The organism is Dysgonomonas sp. GY75, from assembly GCF_015234155.1.
Lineage (GTDB): Bacteria > Bacteroidota > Bacteroidia > Bacteroidales > Dysgonomonadaceae > Dysgonomonas > Dysgonomonas gadei.
This window is the reverse complement of sequence record NZ_JADCLQ010000066.1, coordinates 26,670-48,211: the sequence shown is the minus strand read 5'-3', so window position 1 is coordinate 48,211 and position 21,542 is coordinate 26,670. Positions and strand designations below refer to the sequence as shown.

The 21,542-nt window shown below is 38.8% G+C and carries 16 protein-coding genes; 8 read left to right on the top strand and 8 right to left on the bottom strand.

What is annotated here, in order from left to right; translation table 11 throughout:
- The first annotated feature begins 77 nt into the window (after positions 1–77).
- The 4 genes from IR083_RS23665 (at position 78) to IR083_RS23650 (ending at position 3,067) form a co-directional block, all read left to right on the top strand.
- Positions 78–1,292 carry an aminotransferase class V-fold PLP-dependent enzyme gene (locus tag IR083_RS23665; RefSeq protein ID WP_194226167.1) on the top strand — a complete coding sequence of 405 codons (1,215 nt, stop codon included), beginning with the start codon at positions 78–80 and terminating at the stop codon, positions 1,290–1,292.
- A gap of 94 nt (positions 1,293–1,386) precedes the next feature.
- Positions 1,387–2,238 (top strand): outer membrane protein assembly factor BamD, encoded by an 852-nt coding sequence (locus IR083_RS23660; protein WP_006799333.1) that lies wholly within the window; start codon positions 1,387–1,389, stop codon positions 2,236–2,238.
- A 37-nt stretch (positions 2,239–2,275) separates the two neighbouring features.
- On the top strand, positions 2,276–2,608 hold the full coding sequence (locus tag IR083_RS23655) for a DNA-directed RNA polymerase subunit omega (RefSeq protein ID WP_006799332.1): 333 nt from the start codon (positions 2,276–2,278) through the stop codon (positions 2,606–2,608).
- A 9-nt stretch (positions 2,609–2,617) separates the two neighbouring features.
- Positions 2,618–3,067 (top strand): DUF4293 domain-containing protein, encoded by a 450-nt coding sequence (locus IR083_RS23650; protein WP_194226166.1) that lies wholly within the window; start codon positions 2,618–2,620, stop codon positions 3,065–3,067.
- Positions 3,068–3,146: 79 nt separating this feature from the next.
- Here the strand turns inward: IR083_RS23650 and IR083_RS23645 are convergent, their stop codons facing one another.
- The 4 genes from IR083_RS23645 to IR083_RS23630 form a co-directional block, all read right to left on the bottom strand.
- The gene (locus tag IR083_RS23645) at positions 3,147–3,545 is read right to left on the bottom strand and encodes a VOC family protein (protein ID WP_194226165.1); all 399 of its coding nucleotides are present in this window, start codon (positions 3,543–3,545) and stop codon (positions 3,147–3,149) included.
- 31 nt (positions 3,546–3,576) lie between these two features.
- The gene (locus IR083_RS23640; protein WP_194226164.1) at positions 3,577–4,752 is read right to left on the bottom strand and encodes a DUF418 domain-containing protein; all 1,176 of its coding nucleotides are present in this window, start codon (positions 4,750–4,752) and stop codon (positions 3,577–3,579) included.
- Positions 4,753–4,866: 114 nt separating this feature from the next.
- Entirely contained in the window at positions 4,867–8,241 is a 3,375-nt protein-coding gene (mfd, locus tag IR083_RS23635; protein ID WP_410492900.1) for a transcription-repair coupling factor, read from the bottom strand.
- Positions 8,242–8,340: 99 nt separating this feature from the next.
- Positions 8,341–9,297: an iron-containing alcohol dehydrogenase gene (locus IR083_RS23630; RefSeq protein WP_317174793.1), complete on the bottom strand. Its 957-nt coding sequence runs from the start codon at positions 9,295–9,297 to the stop codon at positions 8,341–8,343.
- A gap of 193 nt (positions 9,298–9,490) precedes the next feature.
- On the opposite strand from IR083_RS23630, the gene IR083_RS23625 reads away from it, so the two are divergent.
- Positions 9,491–10,378 (top strand): hypothetical protein, encoded by an 888-nt coding sequence (locus IR083_RS23625; protein ID WP_194226163.1) that lies wholly within the window; start codon positions 9,491–9,493, stop codon positions 10,376–10,378.
- A 4-nt stretch (positions 10,379–10,382) separates the two neighbouring features.
- Here the strand turns inward: IR083_RS23625 and IR083_RS23620 are convergent, their stop codons facing one another.
- Positions 10,383–12,794 (bottom strand): carboxypeptidase-like regulatory domain-containing protein, encoded by a 2,412-nt coding sequence (locus IR083_RS23620; RefSeq protein ID WP_194226162.1) that lies wholly within the window; start codon positions 12,792–12,794, stop codon positions 10,383–10,385.
- A 553-nt stretch (positions 12,795–13,347) separates the two neighbouring features.
- Complete coding sequence (locus IR083_RS23615) at positions 13,348–13,785, bottom strand: Hsp20/alpha crystallin family protein (protein ID WP_194226161.1); 438 nt, start codon at positions 13,783–13,785, stop codon at positions 13,348–13,350.
- Between the two features lie 540 nt (positions 13,786–14,325).
- Here IR083_RS23615 and IR083_RS23610 point away from each other — a divergent pair.
- The 3 genes from IR083_RS23610 (at position 14,326) to IR083_RS23600 (ending at position 18,515) form a co-directional block, all read left to right on the top strand.
- Positions 14,326–14,907 (top strand): DUF3575 domain-containing protein, encoded by a 582-nt coding sequence (locus tag IR083_RS23610; RefSeq protein ID WP_194226160.1) that lies wholly within the window; start codon positions 14,326–14,328, stop codon positions 14,905–14,907.
- Positions 14,908–14,918: 11 nt separating this feature from the next.
- Positions 14,919–16,397 carry a DUF3868 domain-containing protein gene (locus tag IR083_RS23605; RefSeq protein WP_194226159.1) on the top strand — a complete coding sequence of 493 codons (1,479 nt, stop codon included), beginning with the start codon at positions 14,919–14,921 and terminating at the stop codon, positions 16,395–16,397.
- A 213-nt stretch (positions 16,398–16,610) separates the two neighbouring features.
- Complete coding sequence (locus IR083_RS23600; protein WP_194226158.1) at positions 16,611–18,515, top strand: DUF4139 domain-containing protein; 1,905 nt, start codon at positions 16,611–16,613, stop codon at positions 18,513–18,515.
- A gap of 92 nt (positions 18,516–18,607) precedes the next feature.
- Here the strand turns inward: IR083_RS23600 and pheS are convergent, their stop codons facing one another.
- Together pheS and IR083_RS23590 are read right to left on the bottom strand one after the other, a co-directional pair.
- Positions 18,608–19,627, bottom strand: coding sequence for a phenylalanine--tRNA ligase subunit alpha (pheS, locus tag IR083_RS23595; RefSeq protein ID WP_006799320.1), 1,020 nt, complete (start codon positions 19,625–19,627; stop codon positions 18,608–18,610).
- Between the two features lie 679 nt (positions 19,628–20,306).
- Positions 20,307–21,455 (bottom strand): OmpA family protein, encoded by a 1,149-nt coding sequence (locus IR083_RS23590; RefSeq protein WP_006799319.1) that lies wholly within the window; start codon positions 21,453–21,455, stop codon positions 20,307–20,309.
- Positions 21,456–21,542: the final 87 nt, after the last annotated feature.

Sequence of the window (21,542 nt, the reverse complement as noted above, 5' to 3'; positions counted from 1 at the left end):
ATAAACTTAAGTTATGAGTTATAAGTCGCAGGAGCTTATTCTGTTGACTGCTAACTGCTAACTGCTAACAAAAAAAAATGGATATTGAAAAAATAAGAGCCGATTTTCCTATTCTTTCCACTACCGTCTATGGTAAGCCACTTATCTATTTCGATAATGGTGCTACCACTCAAAAACCAAAATGCGTAGTAGAAGAAGTAGAAAAAGTATATTACACCACGAATGCAAATGTGCATCGTGGTGTACATCATTTAAGCCAACAGGCTACAGATTTGGCAGAGGAATCCCGTGCTGTGGTGCAGCAATTCATTAATGCAAAGCATAGTAGGGAAATTATCTTTACCAAAGGTACTACAGAATCCATCAATCTGGTGGCACATAGCTTTTGCCAGCAGTTTTGCAAAGAAGGTGATGAAATTATCATTTCAGCAATGGAGCATCACGCTAATATTGTTTCCTGGCAATTGCAGGAAGAAATAAGAGGCATACGGCTAAAGGTTATCCCGATCAACGAAAAAGGTGAGCTGAGGATGGATGAGTTCAAAAAGCTCATATCACCAAAGACTCGCTTAGTATCGGTTATGCATATTTCGAATGTATTGGGTACGGTGAATCCGATAGAAGATATTATTGAGATTGCGCATGGCCACGATATTCCTGTACTAATAGATGCGGCACAGTCTGTGCAACACATGGAGGTAGATGTGCAAAAGCTCGATTGCGACTTTCTTGTTTTCTCGGCACATAAAGTATATGGCCCAAATGGAGTAGGGGTACTTTACGGAAAAGAGAAGTGGCTGAACCATATGCCCCCCTATCAGGGAGGTGGGGAAATGATAAGTCAGGTTTCATTTAAGAAGACGACATTCAATGAATTACCATTCAAATTTGAAGCCGGTACACCCAATTATCCGGATGTAATAGCCTTCGCGAAAGCTATAAACTATATAAAAAATATAGGACTGGACTCAATAAAAGAATACGAAGACCAGTTATTAAGCTATTGTACCGATGAATTGAAGAAAATAGAAAATATCCGTATTTTCGGCACTTCTGACAATAAGAGCAGTGTTATTTCGTTTCTTATAGGAAATATTCATCATTACGATATGGGAATGCTTTTGGATAAAATGGGAATAGCTGTTCGTACAGGTCACCATTGTGCCCAGCCGCTTATGGAAGAGCTTGGTATAGAAGGTACTGTAAGAATTTCGATTGCATTTTATAATACAAGGGAAGAGATAGATAAGCTCATCGAAGGCATAAAACGGGTAGTTACCATGTTTGGCTAATGACAGCTATTAATCTCAAAAAAACATAATTGTAAAAGTTTATTTTCAAATTATAAAAGCTTTGTGTAAATTTGCAAACTAATTTTTGAGTAGAATGAAGATTAAAATTCTGTGTACACTATTATTGGCCTTATTATTAGCTTCGTGTGGAGAGTATAATAAAATACTGAAAAGCCGTGATGCCGAGCTGAAATATACATATGCCAAGAAATATTTCGATGAAAAAAAATATGGTAGGACTACTACCTTGTTGGACGAAATTCTTTCTACATACACAGGCTCCTCCAAAGAGCAGGAGATTTTGTTTCTTATGGCGCAGGCCTATTTCTATGATAAAGATTATACTACTGCTACTCAATATTATACAAGATACTATAACAAATTTCCTAAAGGGGATTATACAGAGTTGGCAAGGTTTAATGCCGCATATGGTCTCTATCTTGATTCACCGGATGCCCGTTTGGATCAGACAAGTACGATAAGGGGGATTCAGGAATTCCAAAATTTCCTTGAGTATTTTCCCCAAAGTGAAAAGGCTCCCGAGGCTCAGGATTTGATGTTCAAACTGCAGGAAAAACTGTCTTATAAAGAGTTTTTGGCTGCACGCCTTTATTTCAACTTAGGGTTGTATATGGGTAATAATTATGAATCTTGTATTGTTACATCGCGTGAAGCGCTGAAGAATTACCCATTTTCGGAGTTCTCAGAAGAATTTCAAATACTAATTGTGAGATCAAGATATGAACTGGCATATTACAGTATTGAAGAAAAGAAACCTACCCGCTACCGTGAATTGATGGACGAACATTTCAACTATAAGAATATGTTTCCTAGCGGAAAATACCTCAAAGAAAGTGAAAGATACTACCGTCAGGCTTTAAAAGCGCTTGGACAGGAAGCCGATCAGATCACTAATGAGGCAGTACAACAAGAATTAAGTAAATAAGCAAAATATTTCTACTAATATAAATTAAAGGATTAAAATGGATTACAGAAAATCAAATGCAGCCAGCAATACAGTTACCAGAGATATGATGACTTTGTCGGAAGATACAGGTAATGTATATGAAACTGTGAGAATCATAGCTAAACGTTCTAATCAGATTTCTGTTGAAATGAAACAGGATTTGGATAAAAAGCTGCAGGAATTTGCTTCATATAACGATAATCTGGAAGAAGTTTTCGAAAACAGAGAACAAATAGAAATTTCCCGTTATTATGAGAAGCTGCCTAAAGCAACGCTGATAGCTGCTCAGGAATATACAGAAGGTAAACTTTATTACAGGAATCCAAACAAGGATAAAGACAACTTCTAAAAAATACGAATGATACAACGTATACAGACAGTATTTCTACTTTTGGTGGTGATATTGATGGGAGCCACGGCTTTTTGCCCATTGGCTGAAATCGTAAACGGAACCCCTCAATTGTCTACTGCTTTCCATTCTTACGGAATAGGAGTTGATTTCCCTACATGGGGAGTTCTGATTTTCGCTGTTGCAAGTGGATTATTGGCATTGGTCAATATCTTTCTTTATAAGAAAAGAAAGTTGCAGATAAATATAGGCTATTTGACAGCTATCCTGATAGTTGTGTATTATATTACAGCACTGGTGTATATGAATGCTTTTTTAGGACAAATAGATAGTGCTTATAATATAAATCTCCAATTCGGCATTATATTTCCGGTTGTAGCGCTTATTTTTGATTTGTTGGCTATTTCCCGGATAAAGAAAGATGAAAAGCTGGTAAAATCGTTAGATCGTATACGGTAATAAATAAGAAATAATTAAAAAGGAGAAGATTTCGATCTTCTCCTTTTTTGTGTTTATGTAAATGATGAGATATCATTATTTATTCCGGCTCTTCAGTATCGAGACAGAAAGGGTGTCCCGCAGGGTCAATCATCGTTCTTGATGTTCTGAAATATTGCTCTTCAGCAAGTTTAGCTCCATATTTTACAGCGGTTTGTACAGCTTCCTCCAGATTATCTACATAGAAGTCGAGATGTATCATTTGTCCTTGTTTTCCTTGTGTCCAAGGCCATACCGGTGCTTCATAGCCCTCTACTTCCTGAAATGCAATTACTGTATCTGATGGAGATGTAATTGCAGCCCATCCGTTTGCCTGTGGATGTGTCCATTCCCAATCCAATAGCTTACTATAAAAATCGGCCATGATACCTGCGTCAACGCAATCTATTACAATATTGATCTTTTTTATTGATAACTTGTTTTCAAAACCTGTACTCATATAGCCATGCTTTAAAGTTACTGATATATGATTATTTTTTCTTTACACCTATCCAGGTCAGTTTTTTCCATACATATTCAAGCGGTCCATGTTTGTGGCTTTTCATCCACCAGTAACAGAAGAAATATTGCAATATAAATAGCACTATTCCCAGCAAGAACGAATAAGTAATTCCCAGTTTATTATGCATACCCAATCCCCAGTTATAGAAAATAAATGAACCTACAACAGATTGCATAATATAATTAGTCAATGTCATTTTTCCATAAGGGCGAAGTTTATCCAACCAGTTATGTCCTTTAACGGTATGATAGTAAACAAGAATTATCAGGGATACCAGAAATGCCATAAAGCCCATATTAGCCAGCGATCTTATAATTAAGTGCAAAGGTGTTAATATTGCCTTGTTCTCTATAAATCCGGAAAGCATACTTGCTAACCCGTTTAAAGGGAAAAAGCAAATAATTCCGACTACTAAAACTCTCATCCAGAAGCGGCTGTTCTTTTCATTGTGTAGCAATAGACCTGCTTTACCGATTACCATACCGAACATAAATAAGGCCGGAGTCTGGAAGAAGCGGGCGTTTTCCCATGCCCAAGCGAGGCTGGCTAGCTGCCCGTCCCAAAGATTCATCTTTACTGTTTCAAGGAAAGTTCCATTACTTTGTACCGGATATGCCTGAGCCCAGTAATAATTGGCTAAAGGTTCTGCCGGAATATAATCCGGATTGAATAAGGCGTAAAAGAGTTTACCCCATTCCATCGGCTGTAATATGAGTATTGTAGCAATGATAACGACAGTCTTAATCTTTAGCCGGGCCACAAAAATGAGGGATATGCCGACAATGGAATAAAGCACCAATATTTCCCCTGTGAAGAACATGGCATTAATATTTCCCCAAATGAATAAGAGGAACAGCCGCCACAGGAAACGCAGTCTGAAATCATTTCCTCTTTGCAACTGGTTGTTGTCCTGTATAAAGAAACTGAATCCAAACAAGAGGGCAAAAATGCCATAAGCTTTCCCTCCAAAAATAAAGAAAAGGGAATCCCATATAGATTTGTCAGTAAACTGTAACAAGGGACTGTCGGTCTCCGGAAATGAATAAAAATTGAAATGTTCAATACTGTGAAGGAGAAAAATTCCCATAATGGAGAATCCTCTCAGGGCATCTGCGACATCGATTCGCTGTTGTGTCTTAATCATGATAATCAGTTACAAAATTTAGAGATGCAAGATATTACTATTTTTTCTAAATAAATGTAGAATAATTATTCATTTTGGACCTACGGATTCGTCTTTTTAATATACGGACCCGTTTTACCCTATTATCTCCATCAAAGCCATACAAGCCGTCTCTACATTCGGAATATGCTGAATACTTACCGAGCGTTTACCGTTACGTTCTTTCAGTTCGCAACTGCGCGGATACTTCTGTATATAATCCAGTAGTTTATCAAAGGCTTTCGACTGATAGTAGGGTGACTCCGGATTGGAGATAAGGAACAGACTCATACGCCCGCCTTTCAGTACCACCTTTTCTATACCGAGTGTTTTTGCCAGTATCCGTAAACGAACGACCATGATTAGTTCGCGACCTTCGGGTGGTATTTTACCGAAGCGGTCTTCGAGCCGTAATATAAAGTTCTGCACGTCTGTTTCGCGTTCCATATTATCCAACTCGCGATAAAGTGTGATGCGTTCCGAATCGTTCGGTATATATGTGGCAGGGAAAAGTAATTCCAGATCGCTTTCTATCTGTACGTCATCCACAAAGTTATCTCCGGCTATTTTTTCATCGCCATCGGTTTCATGGTAGATGTCAGCAAATTCGTCATTCTTCAGTTCGTTAACCGCTTCCGTCAATATTTTTTGATATACTTCATATCCTAAATCGGCGATAAATCCGCTTTGCTCTGCTCCGAGTAGGTTCCCTGCACCCCGTATATCCAAATCCTGCATGGCTATATGGAATCCGTGACCAAGCTCGGAAAAATTTTCTATTGCCTGCAAACGCCTTCTGGCTTCGGGTGTCAATGTATGGAGGGGAGGAGCAAGGAGGTATGCAAAAGCCTTCTTATTGCTTCGCCCCACACGTCCGCGAAGCTGATGCAAATCGCTCAACCCGAAGTTCTGTGCATTGTTTACGATGATTGTATTTGCATTCGGTATGTCTATTCCCGATTCTATGATGGATGTGGCGATCAATACGTCATATTCATGGTTTACGAAATCTATAATTACCGATTCCAGTTTGGCAGGGTCCATTTGTCCGTGACCGACTACTACACGTGCATCAGGAACCTCACGCCGGATAATATCCTCCAGTTCGTAAATGTTTTTTATACGATTGTTGATAAAAAATACCTGACCGTTGCGGCTCATTTCAAATTCTATGGCTTCGCGTATGATATGCGGATCGAATGTATGCACTTCGGTCTGTATAGGGTAGCGATTTGGCGGTGGGGTAGTGATAGCAGATAAATCCCGTGCACCCATCAAAGAGAACTGTAATGTGCGTGGTATAGGAGTGGCTGTCATCGTGAGTGTATCCACATTCGATTTCATCTGTTTCAGTTTTTCTTTTACCGCTACTCCGAATTTTTGTTCCTCGTCTATTATCAGTAGTCCAAGGTCTTTAAATTGTATATCCTTACTCACTATGCGGTGAGTTCCTATAAGTACATCTACCTTACCTTCCTTCAGATCGTTCAGAGTTTCTTTTATCTGGTTTGCACTGCGGGCACGGCTGATGTATTCTACACGGCACGGAAAATCCTTCAGCCGTTCCCTGAATGTCTGGTAATGCTGGTATGCCAGTACGGTAGTAGGTACTAGTACTGCTACTTGTTTGTTGTCTGATACAGCCTTGAAAGCCCCCCGGATAGCCACTTCCGTTTTTCCGAAACCTACATCACCACATATGAGGCGATCCATAGGTTTACTGTTTTCCATGTCCTGTTTTACATCGGAAGTAGCCTTTACCTGGTCGGGAGTATCCTCATAGATGAAGGATGCTTCCAGTTCATGCTGCAAGAATGAATCGGGGGAAAATTTGAAGCCTTCTTCCTGGCGGCGTTTAGCATACAATTGTATCAGGTCGCGGGCAATATCTTTTACTTTGCTTTTAGTTTTTTCCTTTATCTTGTTCCAAGCTCCGGTTCCCAGTTTATTGATGCGAGGCGGTTCACCTTCTTTGCCTCTGTATTTGGATATTTTATGCAGGGCGTGCAGGGAAACAAAGATGGAATCGTTGTTGAGATATATCAGCTTGATAAGCTCCTGCATCTTCCCGTTCATGTCGGAGCGCACAAGCCCGCCGAATTGTCCTACACCGTGGTCGATATGCACAATATAGTCTCCTATTTGGAATTGCTGTAATTCTTTGAGTGATAGGGCGAACTTACCGGAACGTACCCTGTCCGATTTCAGATTATATTTATGATAACGGTCGAATAACTGGTGGTCGGTAAAACAACACATCCTCAATGTTTCGTCACTGAACCCTTCTGATAATGTCCTTTCTACCGGTATGAAGGTAATATTATCGCCCCTGTCTTCGAAGATAGATTGCAGGCGTTTATGTTGCTTTTCACTGTCGCTCAGAATGTATATTCTGAAGCCTTTCTCTATATTTTTATGGAAAGTCTCACTTATCAGGTCAAAGTTTTTATGGAAGGGTGGTTGCAGGTTTGTTTCAAACTCTATTGTTGCTTCGGGTATACCTCCTGCTCTTGCTCCGAAATGAATATGCCTGAATCCGTTTATCAGGTTTGCATATTCTTCCCTGTTGGATAATTTAATCTGTATGTCTTTTTCATATTCGGGATTGTCGAGAATTGCAGAGTCATTGTAGACAGATTCTATTTTTTCTTCAGCCCATGCAAAGTCTTTGAACCCGATTATGCTGTCTTTAGGAATCAGTTTTAATAATGAGTCCCTGTCCAGGTCGGATTTTTGCATATCAGGTATAATCTGTATCTGTTGCAAACGCTCTTTCGACAATTGTGTCTCTATATCGAATGTGCGTATTGTGCTCACTTCATCGCCGAAAAAGTCGATACGGTACGGGAATTCATAAGAAAAAGAGAATACATCGAGAATACTTCCACGAATAGCATACTGCCCCGGCTCATAAACATAGTCTACATATTCGAACCCGAAGCTATCCAGCATCTCTGATACAAAGCCGCGGTCTACTTCTTCGTTAACATTGATGTGTATTGTATTCTTTTCCAGAATACTTTTTGCAACAACTTTCTCTGCGAGCGCTTCCGGATATGTAATTATGATCAGATGCTTGTTGTCTGTCTGTAATTTACCCATCACTTCGGTACGGAGTATTTCGTTTGCAGTATCTATTTGTCCGTATTTGATGGCACGTTTATATGCTGACGGGAAGAATAGTACTTTATCCGTATCCAGTATCTGTATCAGGTCGTGATAAAAATAGCCTGCACTTTCCAGGTCGTTCAGGATATACAGGAAACAATCGTCCGTTTTGTGGTAGACGGCTGCTGCAAACATCGCAGCCGATGAGCCTTGTAGTCCTTTTGCATAGAGACTTTTATGCTTCGGCAAAATATTAACAACAGCAGATATGTTTTTATGAGACTCGAAAACCTCTTGTAAAGCAGCTAATTTCAATGTAGTAAACTTATTTAATCTTCGGGATACAAAAGTAGTAAAAAACATACTACAAATTCTATACCAAAGCTTAATTCTGATTGGTCTGTCAATAACAAAAGAGTGAGAATCATAGTCCTCACTCTTTCTATTAAATAAAATAGAATATTATTTTCTCAATGTAAGTATCTCTTTTATTGTATCGGCTGTTATATTATGGCATTCGCCTAACTTCCAGCCACGTTCGGCAAGCCGTTTACTTATCCTTTCCACAGCTTCGTTACCGAGGTTATAGTCAGACAAATGTGTTTTAATACCCATTGTTTCAAAGAAATTCTCTACAGCTTTTATTGTCTTCTCTATAGTTCCGTCACCTTGTATGCCGAATACTTCGCGGCCAAGACGGATTATTTTCTTCGACTTCTGTTCTTTCAGCACGGTCATTACTCCCGGCAATACGATCGCTAATGTTTGCGCATGGTCTAAGCCGTAGAATGCTGTAATCTCATGCCCGATCATATGTGTAGCCCAGTCCTGAGGCACACCGCAGTTTATCCATCCGTTGAGTGCCCATGTCGAAGCCCACATCAGATTTGCGCGTACATCATAATTATGGGGATCGCTTAGTGCTTTCGGGCCTTCTTCTACCAGTGTTTTAACGATGGCTTCGGCCATATTATCCTGGAGCAAGGAATTACTCTCGCTATATGTGAGATATTGCTCCATCACATGTACAAAAGCATCTACAACACCGTTCCCTACCTGACGTACAGGCAGACTGAATGTTACTGTAGGGTCGAGTACAGAAAATAACGGATAAGTGAAGTCGGAAGAAAAGGCGAGTTTTTCCTCTGTGGATACACGGGTAATAACACCTCCATTGTTCATTTCCGAACCTGTGGCCGGTAAAGTGATAATATCGGCAAATGGCATCGCTTTTTTTATTTCGCTGCCTTTCGACAGGATATCCCACGGTTCGTTGCCCTCGAAAAGGGCTGCTGCCGCGATAAATTTAGTAGCATCCAGTACCGAGCCTCCACCAACGGACAGAAGGAAAGTTATCCCTTTTTCCTTGATAAACTCTACAGCTTTCATGCAAGTCTCATAATGCGGATTAGGTTCTATTCCTGCGAATTCGTACTAATTGTATCTTTTTGTAACTGGAGCAAAGGTATATCATTTGATAGAATATGTATATGCATTAATTATTAAAGTTGTTAAAAAATAGTCTAAATGAAGAGCACCGACACAATATATTTTTTCAGAAGGAATAAGCCCAATCTTTTTATTTACTTTTATCCATCAAAAAAATAGAAGGATGAAAAAACTTACGGTTTTAATATTTCTGTTACTCAGCAGTGCCGCTATTTTCGGACAAATCAATCCGGAGGATTCTACAGTGCAGGTCATTGCTTACTGGGATAAAGGGGAGACTCACAATTATAAGGTTATCAACAAGAAGACCCAATTGAAAAATGAAGAAATAATATCTTCAGATTCCGTAGTTTATAATGTAGAGTTATCGGTGCTGGACTCTACGGCAAATTCCTATACCATACAGTGGCTTTATAAGAATAATGCTAATAAAGATCTGAAAGTAATATATAAAACAAATGAACTGGGCGAATTTGAGGAAGTTCTGAACTGGGAAGAAATAAGGGATTTTGTAAACAGGACAACGAACAGCATTCTGCAAGGTTTAAAAAAAGGTGAAACGAGTGATGAATCACTGGGTAAGTTGGAAAAAGAAATAACATCTACTTTCTCAACTAAAGAAGCAATCGAGTCGGTAGGAGTGAACGAAATTATTCAATATCATATGTTTCATGGCGTTACATATAAGTTAGGTGATTATATGGAGGGTGAAATTGAGGTGCCGAATGTATTGGGTTCTAAGCCCTTCACAGCCAATACTTATTTCGGACTGGAAGAGATAATGTCGGATGAAGAATATTTGCTGAAATCGGTGCAAAGCATAGATAAAGAACAACTGACGGTGGCTACACTCGAGTATTTAAAGAAGCTATCGGAATCGGTTGGTAAAAGTTTTGATATGGAAGCAGTACGGAATATGCAATTTGAGAATGAAACCACTACTCATTCAGCCCTTCATGATTCAGGCTGGGTTATTTACAGTATTATGCAAAAGGTAGTCACCAATGGCGATATTACTGTAATAAACGAATGTTCCATAGAAATGGAGTAAACTCTTAAAATTCTGCCAGTAATCTCATATTCAGTTGTCTTCCCGTTAGATAATTAGGTACGGCATGATGCTGGTTATTCACATCAGTTATCCAATAGTAAGTATTTGTATTCTGCATGTCGAAGATGTTAAATGCATCCAGTCCCAACCATATGTTTTTAAAGGCTTTGCAGAATGAATTTCTGTTGCGGATCGCAAAGTCTTCTCCGAGTATCAGCCATGAGAATCCGATGTCGATACGTTTATAATTCGGCGTACGGAAATATCCGGTTTCGTACCCTTTGTATGGCGCAGATACAGGCAACCCTTGCGACCATAGACCGCGCAGGCTCATTTTTAAACGTTCATATCCTGGGAAATAGTCCTGATAGAAGAGAGCGAAATTGAATCGCTGGTCGGTAGGCAGAGGTACTTTTATTTCGTTTATATCCTGTTCGGTCTTCATGAACGACAGGCTTATCCAACTATCCGCCCCGGGGATAAATTCGCCATATAATTTTACGTCTGCCCCCATAGAATAACCTTTGGAGGAGTTCTCTCCAGTGTATCTTATCTTTACATTGTTGACGGTATATGGTACAAGATCGGACAATTTCTTGTAATATACTTCACCTGATAATTTGAACGGAGGAATATTCTTCTGTATATCCCGTCCGAAGTAATAATCGGCACCCAGTACGATATGTATTGACTTCTGTGACTTAATGTCTTTATTCAGCTCTGTGACATTATTACCATCTACATTAACAATGCGCTGAAATTCTTTATAAAAAGGAGCCTGGTAATACACTCCTCCCGCTACCCGCAACGAAAGATTATCCAGCCCTGTCGGCACAAAAGCCAATGCTCCACGCGGACTTACAATCAGTTCTTCATTGAAAGTCCAGTAGCTGGCACGCACACCTGCATTGAGTATGAATAAGCCTGCATCTGTACTGAAATTGTAGGTATCTTGTATATATCCCGAAATACGGGTAGGGTTGATTTTATTATCCGATTTCAGGTTCGAAAATACATTTACATCGGTTCCGGTACTCGGTAAGGAGTAGCCTGCCGAGTCGCGCATTTCCCATTCCTTTATCTTATCGTTTATTTTTTCTTTTTGGTAGCTGATACTCCATTTCAGCATGTTCCGGTCTATCTTCAGATTGCCGGAATGAGTGAAAGTATACACATCCGACTTCAACTTATTGCGCGCATGTTCATGGTAGGTGCCTATAGCCAGTTGTGACCCGATATTTTCATCATCGCCTGTCAGACTTGACTCCTGTAAAAGATAGCGTCCGTCTATGTCGTATCGTTCCTGTTCGTCGGACGAAAAAGCGGAGGCTGTAAGCCCGATATTCAGATTGTCTGTGACCTTCCCTCTTAAAGTCAGTGCCCCCTGATAAGTAAGGAAGCTGTCATTTTCCCATCCATTGAAATGGACTGTAAATGTACGGGGAGACGTTAATGTGCCAAATGATGTTTCGCGGGTTTCGGGTGTAAATTCATATTTATTATAGGAATAATTCCCTAAGAAACCGGCTTCCCATTTAGAACCCAGTTTATAAGTGATATATGTCTGGAAATCGAGAAAAGAAGGGTCATACTCGGCTTTTGTATCGGTAGTGCTCAACAGGGAGCGCAATGTTTTATACCTGACGCTGGTAACCTGTGAAAATTTTTCAGAGGAATTACCTACATATATCTCTCCACCGAGCAGTCCTGCCGAAACAGCGCCTTCGAATCGCTGCGGCCTTTTATAGGTAATATCCAGTACCGACGACATTTTATCTCCATACTCGGCGCTGAAACCTCCGGCAGAAAAGCCGACCGTCTGTACCATATTGGGATTGATAAAGCTCAGGCCTTCCTGTTGTGCCGACCGTACTAGCAGGGGGCGATATATCTCTATGCCGTTTACATAGACAATGTTTTCATCAAAGTTTCCTCCACGTACCGAATATTGGTTACTCAGCTCATTTGTAGAGCTTACTCCTCCCATAGTGGCCAGGAGGGACTCTATGCTATTCCAAGGGTTTGAAGGGCGCCTGGCAGCTATATAGTCGATTCGTCCGATTACGGTCGTAACCATGCGTTCACCTTCCACTGTAACAGGAGCCAGGCTATTATCTTCTTCGTACAGTGTAACACTCAGATTGAAATCTTTTGCCAACTTAGGTATGACATAGAGGTGCTTCCGGTAGCCGATCAGTGAGAAAATAAGTTTGACAGAATCACCCGGCAATACCTCCAGTTCGTAGAATCCGTAGTTATTTGTATATACACCATTGCTTGTATTTTGTTGTGATACCGACACCTGTTCCAGCGGATGGAAATCCTTATCTGTAACTATTCCTGCAATTTTTACTTTCTGCGCATAGGAAGAAACCGAAATTAAAAAGAGTAATAACAGGAATTGTTTTTTAGCCATTGTTTAGCGTTTGGTTTTATAAATAACAAATTTATGGATATATTTCCGGAGAACAAATAATTATTACAGATTATATTTATCTATATCTACGGGTATTAGCGAATATCCGTGATGTTTTTCGTGTTTGATGAGAGGGTAAAAGGAATAGCCGAAAAACCTGTTACTTTTGTTACTTTTTAATGAAGGAGATTCGTACCACTTAGCATTGCAAAATAATTCTTAATTATTCATTCTTAATTATTCATTGTTTCCCGTTACTTCTGTTACCTTTTAACTATATATTGTGAATATAGGTTAAATGTAAGCGGTCTTTGATATATTGATTATTAAATATGAGCTATCCGTTATATTGGAAGGTGTTACTTTTTTAGGTTTGTCGTATGGGGTAGTATTGCGACTCCTTTCTGTGGAAGGGAGAGGACTGATATTTGTTACCTTTGTTACTTTTTAAAAAGAATAGGTAGAAACTTATTGTGTGAAAATCAAAAAAGGCTACCCAATATTTGAGTAACCTTTTTAATTCACCTAAAAACCTAAATTAAAACCTATGTAGTTATTGTATTTCTATCTTCTTTACCTTGTCTTCGATAGCCTTATCTTGTTTAGGTAGTGTAATTTGCAGAATTCCATCTTTTTGTACGGCTGAGATATTATCAGTGTCTATATCTTCCGGAATAGTGAAACTACGAGTAAAAGAAGATTTCTTGAATTCACGGCGAAGCACTTTTTCGTTTTCGTCTTTTTCTTCATTTTTCACTTCATTCTGAGCCGAAATTTTAAGCACATCTTTTTCTATTTCTATTTTAATGTCATCTTTGTCAAATCCCGGAACAGATAATTCAATGTTGAAAGCCTTTTCGTTTTCCGAAATATTAGTAGCCGGAAGATATGCACTTCCCAAGCTATTCAATACTTCATCATTGAAGTAATTAGAAAAGAATGTAGGGAAAAAACTTCCGTTTCTGTCGTACCTTCTAAGTTGATTTCTCATAATGTAGTCCTCCTTAAATTTATTTTAGTTTAGTCTTTATGTTATACATTTTTGTATCTGTAAAGTATATTGCAAAAAGTATGCAAAATGACTTAATGGCAGTTGTTGTCTGTGCTAAAATATTTTAAAAACTCAAATTATGATGATAAATATTTGTTTTATAATGTTTTGTATTAGTATTTGAGTTTGACTGTTATTGTGTTTTTTTATGACATAATGTCGTTTTTTTATTGAGCGTAATACAAAGGGGAGGCCTAAGGCTTACTGTTTCTTACATAAAAGTAATTGTATTTACTCTTTTATTTATTTGGGTCACCAGATCTTCTATCCAATATTTGTATTCGTTTATAGGTCTCTCAGACTTTCGTTACATATTAACTTTATATGTAAGGTTAATATATGTAAAAAGGACACTACTCAAAACTTTTCCGATTTAATTATTGTTTATATACAAGCAAGAAAAACAGCTCATTCGGGAATTTTTATTTCAAGTTTCATTTTACAGATTACGACAAATTTTTAAGAGAAAAAAGCAAAATAATGATTAAACGATTATTTTTAATATGCATTGTTCTTGCATTTGTGAATATAGTACACGCCCAAGAGGAACGGAAACAGGCTTATTTACCCACCTTTGCTTTGAAGACAAATGCCTTGTATTGGGCTACAACTACTCCAAACCTGAGTGTTGAATTCGGCTTATCCACTAAATTTACATTAGATATATCCGGTAATTATAATCCGTGGACGTTTTCCGATGATAAAAAACTAAAACATTGGCTTGTTCAACCTGAATTAAGATATTGGCCTTGCGAACGCTTCAATGGTCATTTCTTTGGTTTACATGGACACTATGGTGAGTATAGCGTAGGCGGTATTAAACAACTAGGATTAAAAGAATATCGCTACGAGGGTAACCTTTGGGGTGGGGGCATTTCGTACGGATACCATTGGATACTGAGTAATCATTGGAGTATAGAAGCTACTATAGGAGTCGGTTATGCCCATCTGGACTACGAAAAATATAAGTGTGAAAAGTGTGGGACAAAAATAAAAGATGATACGAGAGATTACTGGGGCCCTACAAAAGCCGGCTTAAGTATAATTTACGTTATCAAATAAAAGTAAAAGGAATGAAAAAGATATTTAATATCAGCATAATTTTTTTGTTGTCCGTATTGGCTATGCCCCTTATGGCACAACAGATCTATAATGGACAAATAAATATAGCTTCGGGAGAAATGACCCGCGAAGGTGATTTTCTGTATGTACATATGATCGTAGATATGTCGGATTTGAAACTGGATAAGAGCCGTTCTCTTACTCTAACTCCAATATTGACTAATGGTAGCCACGACATGGAATTGCCGGATATATTAATAAACGGTACTGCACGTCACAAGGCCTATCTGAGGTCGCAGGCTCTGGAAGGTGACCAGAATGTGAATAAGTCGTCTTATAGTGTAGTAAAACTGGATAAGAAGTCGAAAGGTCAGTTGCATTACAAACAAACAATCCCTTACGAAAAGTGGATGGATACGGCTCATCTGGATATAAAAGAAGACCTTTGCGGATGTGGTGGGCATGAGCAGGAGGTAGCCGTGGAGCAGGTAATAGAAAATGTGCCGCAGCTGCCGGTTGCTCCATATGTAATGGTGCCTCAGCTGGCTTATATACAGCCTAAAGTAGAAGATGTGAAATTGCGTAAAGAACAGTGGGAGACATATTTAGACTTTCCGGTAAATAAAACCAATATACTGCCCGGTTATATGGGAAACCCTGTCGAATTATCTAAAATAGAGGAAATGCTTAAGGCTGTGAAAGCAGATAATAATTTGACTGTTACACGTATTCATATTATCGGATATGCTTCGCCCGAAGGTCTTATTGCAAATAATGAGAAATTGTCGCAAGGCAGAGCCGAATCATTTAAAGCATATCTGACCTCGAAACTCGATTATCCTGCCGATATGTACAAAGTGGAGTATGGTGGAGAAAACTGGTCGGGATTGCTTGCTGCCCTTGAGGCCTCGAATATGAAGGATAAAGACGCTGTGATAGATATAATAAGAAATACCGGAGAGCTGGCAACCCGAAAAACGAAACTGAAAAGCTTGGATAATGGAGAACCTTATCAGCAGATGCTGAAAGAAATATACCCTAAACTGCGTAAGGTCGAATCTCATGCTTTTTATAATGTGAAAGGATTTGATGTTGCTGAAGCGAAAGAAATAATAAAAACACGTCCACAACAGTTGAGCCTCGAAGAAATGTTTCGTATTGCGAATTCTTATCAGGCAGGTAGTAACGATTTCATAGATGTATTTGAAACAGCTGTAAGGATGTTCCCTGACGATGAAGTTGCTAATCTGAATGCTGCGGCTGCGGCTCTGTCGGCAAATAACCTTACCAATGCAGAGAAATATTTGAAGAGGTCGAATGTGAGTTCACCGGAATATGCGAATAATATAGGTGTGCTGTATCTTTTAAGTGGTGATATGGATAAGGCAAAAGCTCAGTTTAGTAAGGCTGCCGGAAGTGGTATAGAGGCAGCAAGATATAATTTAAAAGAAGTGGAAAAGAAAATCGAATATGATGCTCAGATTAAATAATCAGGTTAGTTTTTTAAATTAGTTATCAATAGTAAGACAGGATTCGGATGGTAAGTTCGAATCCTGCTTCATTCTATTGAGTAATAAGGATTCTATTTTCTTCACTGGGTAATAATGTATTTTAATCAGGAAAAATTTCAGCATTTATTAATCTTTACCTATTTTCGCTAGTGCTTGCTTTAATGTAAGATTACTAATTAAAATCTATATATTATGCTGAAACATTTACTTTTGCCAATCCTAGCACTGCTTCTACCCATTTTATCCCTAACTGCACAAGAGTCAAAGGAGATAGTTTTGAAAACGGATGTATCTGAAGCAACGGTTTTTATAAATGGAGCACAGGTCTTAAGAAAAAAAACTGTTGACTTATTGCCGGGCAAGACCAAAATAAGGTTTACAAATCTTTCTCCCTACATTGACGCTAAAAGTGTACAGGTCAAAATAGATGGTGAAGTGATGGTTGTATCTGTAAATCATCAATCGAGTTTTCTCGATAGTTTGAAGAAGCCTGTTGTACCAAAAACTGCCGACCAGCAGGTAAAGGATATAGATGATAAGCTGGCTTCGGAGCAAATTTCTAGAGCAGTAATTCAGGATGAATTGAAATTTTTGGAAGAAAACAAGAAAATTGGCGGCACCAATACAGGTGTGAGTCTGCTGACATTAAAGGAGACCGCAAATTACTACAGGGAACGCATGACGGCCCTAAAAGTAAAAGACCTTGAAATATCAAATCGTATTAAAATGCTGGAAGCCGAAAAAAGAGCAATTCTCAGTGAGGGCAAACAAGATGGAAACACAACTAAACGCACGCCTATGGGGGAAGTTGTGGTGGAAGTGGATTGCAAAAGAGCCACCAGAGCTAATATGGAACTTATGTATTATGTCAGAAATGCAGGCTGGTATCCGACATATGACGTGCGGGCTATCAGTATAGACAAACCGATACAACTGATTTATAAGGCGAATATACATCAGAATACACAAGAAGAATGGAAAGACGTGAGGTTGAAAATATCATCGGCCGATCCGAATCAGGGAAATATAGCACCTAAACTTAAAACGTATTTCCTGAATTATTATACAGCTCCCCCGCGTTACGATACCCAGGTCGATAATAATCAGGTAAGCGGTGTTGTGTTTGAAAATTCGGGCGAGCCTCTTGTCGGAGTAACTGTCGTAGTGAAAGGTACGACTATAGGTACGGTAACAGATCTTGACGGTCGTTTTTCGCTTGCAATTCCTCAAAATGGCAAAGAATTAGTATTCTCATTTGTAGGTATGGTGTCGCAGACGCTACCTATCACAGGGTCAAGTATGCATATATATATGCAGGAAGATTCCAAAATGTTGGAGGAGGTAGTGGTCGTTGGTTATGGAACAGTGAAGAAGGAACTTGCAGGTGCTGTGGCAGGAGTTCAGGTTCAGAAATCAAAATCCGCTCCTCCTGCCGCTCCGGCATTTGAAAGAAAAGATGTAGCAATGCCGACCGCTCAGGTAGAAAATCAGACAGCGGTTGAATTCGAAATTAAGATACCTTATACAATTAAATCGGACAATAAAAATACGATTGTAGAGGTAGATCGTTATGAACTGCCTGCCGATTATGAATATTTCGCAATCCCTAAAATTAATAAAGATGCTTTTCTTCTTGCAAATATTACCGACTGGGAAAAGTATAACTTATTAGAAGGTGAAGCCAATATTTTCTTTGAGAATACCTATATAGGCAAGACGATACTTGATACACGTTATGTCTCGGATACCTTAAGCATATCCCTTGGACGCGACAAGAACATTCTGGTCAGCCGCGATAAGGTAAAGGACTTTAATACGAAGAAATTTTTAGGTTCAAAGAAGGAAGATACACGGGCTTGGAAGATTAGTGTAAGGAATAACAAGAGCCAGCCCATCAATTTTGTTATACTCGACCAGATACCCGTATCCACTACCACAGAGATAGAAGTTAATGCAGAGAATTTATCGGGTGCGGATCTGAATACCGATACAGGGGAGGTGAAGTGGAAAATGGAATTGAACCCGTCAGCAAAAAAAGAACTGGAACTCAAATATAAAGTGAAGTATCCAAAAGACCGGAATCTGACAATAGAATAATTACTTAACTGTAAAAGACAAATGCTACAAATGAAAAGCCATCTCAATACAAGGAGATGGCTTTTTATTCTAAGAAGATTGAATAATTATAATCAATGTGCGCTTTCGAACTGTTCTAAGAAACGTTTGTCATTCTCAGAGAACATGCGTAGGTCTTTTACCCTGTATTTGAGATTGGTAATACGTTCTATACCCATTCCTAAGGCATAACCGGTATATACTTTGCTGTCAATGCCGCAGTTTTCCAATACATTCGGGTCTACCATACCACAACCTAATATTTCTACCCAGCCTGTATGTTTGCAGAACGGACAACCTTTGCCTCCACAGATATTACATGATATATCCATTTCTGCACTAGGCTCTGTGAAAGGGAAGTAAGAAGGACGCAGGCGAATTTTAGTATCCGCGCCGAACATTTCTTTAGCAAAAAACAATAATGCTTGTTTAAGATCGGCAAATGACACATTTTTGTCAATATAAAGAGCTTCTACCTGATGGAAGAAACAATGTGCGCGGTATGAAATAGCCTCGTTGCGATATACACGTCCGGGACAGATGATACGGATGGGAGGTTGTTGTTTCTCCATCACACGGGTTTGCACGGACGATGTATGCGTACGGAGCACTATTTCGGGGCTGCGTGCAATGAAGAATGTATCCTGCATGTCACGTGCCGGATGGTCTTCGGCAAAGTTGAGGGATGAGAATACATGCCAGTCATCCTCTATTTCCGGTCCTTCGGCAATAGAAAATCCGAGACGGCGAAATATATCACAGATTTCTTTCTTAACAATTGATAAGGGATGACGGGTACCCAATGCTATTGGAGCCGCAGTGCGGGTAAGATCTATAGAAGAATCGCCCGTTTGTGAGTTTTCGAGTGAATCTTTCAACTGGTTGATTTTCTCCTGCGCTTTTTCTTTCAGCTCGTTGAGTCTCATTCCTACCTCACGTTTCTGCTCGGCAGCAACGTTGCGAAAATCGTTCATCAACATTGAAACTTCACCTTTCTTACTCAGATACTTAATGCGCAGAGCTTCTATTTCCTCTGCCTTAGCGGCTTTCAGGTTATCTATTTCAGACAACAGCTGGTTAATTTTGTCAATCATATCTAGTTTTCGTATTTTCTAAGAAACGAGTACAAAAATACATTTTTCTTTCTTTATATCCGATAGATGCATTGCATTTTTAAGGCAAACTCACGAAATAGGCCACGTTTCAGTTAACAGTATTCTCTCGCAAAGACGCTAAGGCGCAAAATTCAGGTCATTACTTATAATTTACAGCCATATTTATATCTATTAACTATGGATTGTTAAAACCTGACACTTCTGACACTTTTTCATTATTTTTTCACCTGTAATATTTACGTTAATTAACAAAGTCTAATTAAAAGGTAACAAAAGTAACGGAAAACAATTGATAATTAAGAATGAACAATTAATAATTATTTTGTCATGCTAAATGGTGCGAAGCATCTCTTTCATTAAAAGGTAACAAAGGTAACACTATTTACAGTTAACAGTAAACAGTTAGCAGTAAACAGAAATGCAGGTCTTTCAACTTATTACTTAAAACTTACTACTTACCACTTATTCCAATATTTCAAAGAACTGTAAGCTAACAGCTAAGGGTTATCGGCTCTAATTACATAGATAAACTTTTTCAGAAAAAACTAAATGCTGTGCGGTTTTCCTGATATATTTCTGCAGATATAGCTCTTGACCTGACCAAATAAAAAAGGATGCCTCGAAAGACATCCTTTTCATATAACACTGTATTATATTTTTACTTAGTTACAGCTGTAAACACGACTACACGATTCCATTGGTCGGTAGGGAACAATTGTTCTTTGTCGCCACTGGCTTTTGTTGTGATACGGCTAGGAGCAATATCGTATTTGTCGATCAGTACTTTTGCTACTGCTTCGGCACGTTGTTCAGACAGCCTTTGGTTGATTGCAGCTGTACCGGTGCTCTTATCAGCATAACCTGTAACTACCACGTTAACACTAGGATTGTCTTTCAAATAGCGGGCAGCATTGAAGATATTGATATCCTGGTTTTGCTCAAGTTTAGCGCTACCAATGCGGAATACCACAACAGCATTCATCAATACTTCTGTCTGTTCTTTAATTTCTTTAGTTTCCTGTACTATTACCTGAGGTTCAGGTTTGTTAGCCAATTCTGTTTTCAGTCTGCTGATTTCAGAATCTTTGTTACCAAGTAAAGCTCTCTGATCATTTATTTGGTTATTCAAACGTTGTAGTTCTGCAGGGTCTGCTGCATCTACAATTTTGAAGCCGCCTTTCGATAATTTGAAAGAAACTCCTAGTAATGCATTTACTGTACCATCATAGTGTGAACCTTGTTCACGACCGTTAAAATCGTCACGCATAAGGTTACCTGCAACTTCCAGGTTGATACTTGCTATTTCGCTTACACGGAAATCAGCTTGCAAACCTGCACGTGGTACAATGCTATTTACAGTATGGATACCATTTTCAGAATCTTTGAATACATGTACATAACCAAGACCGGCAAAACCAATCAGATTGAACATTCTGTCTTCTTTGTAAGGAAGTACCAAATTGGTAAGGTTAAGTAATCCATCAGCATTGATTTGGAAATACTTCGATTTGTATGTACCATCTGTATTATTCAATTTATAATAGTTTTTGGATTCCCATCCGCCAACTTGTAGACGTGCACCTGTTTTCGGTGAAAAATATTTACCAAGAGATACTGCAGCATATGGAGTTACAACATCTCCGAAAGATGCATCTTTGTGATACTCACTGATTGTGTAGGATGCGCCGCCTTGTAATTGTAGAAACCAATTATCGCCAAATTTTGACGGAACAATGGCTTTTTCTTGTGCCAATGCAGGAGCTGCAGATATAGCAACTGCTGCGATAGTTAAAAGAACCTTTTTCATTTTCTAAAATTTTGTTACTGTTTTATTTAAACGAATGTGAATATCACATTGTTCAAATGCAAAAGTAGAATAAATTGTTAACAAAAT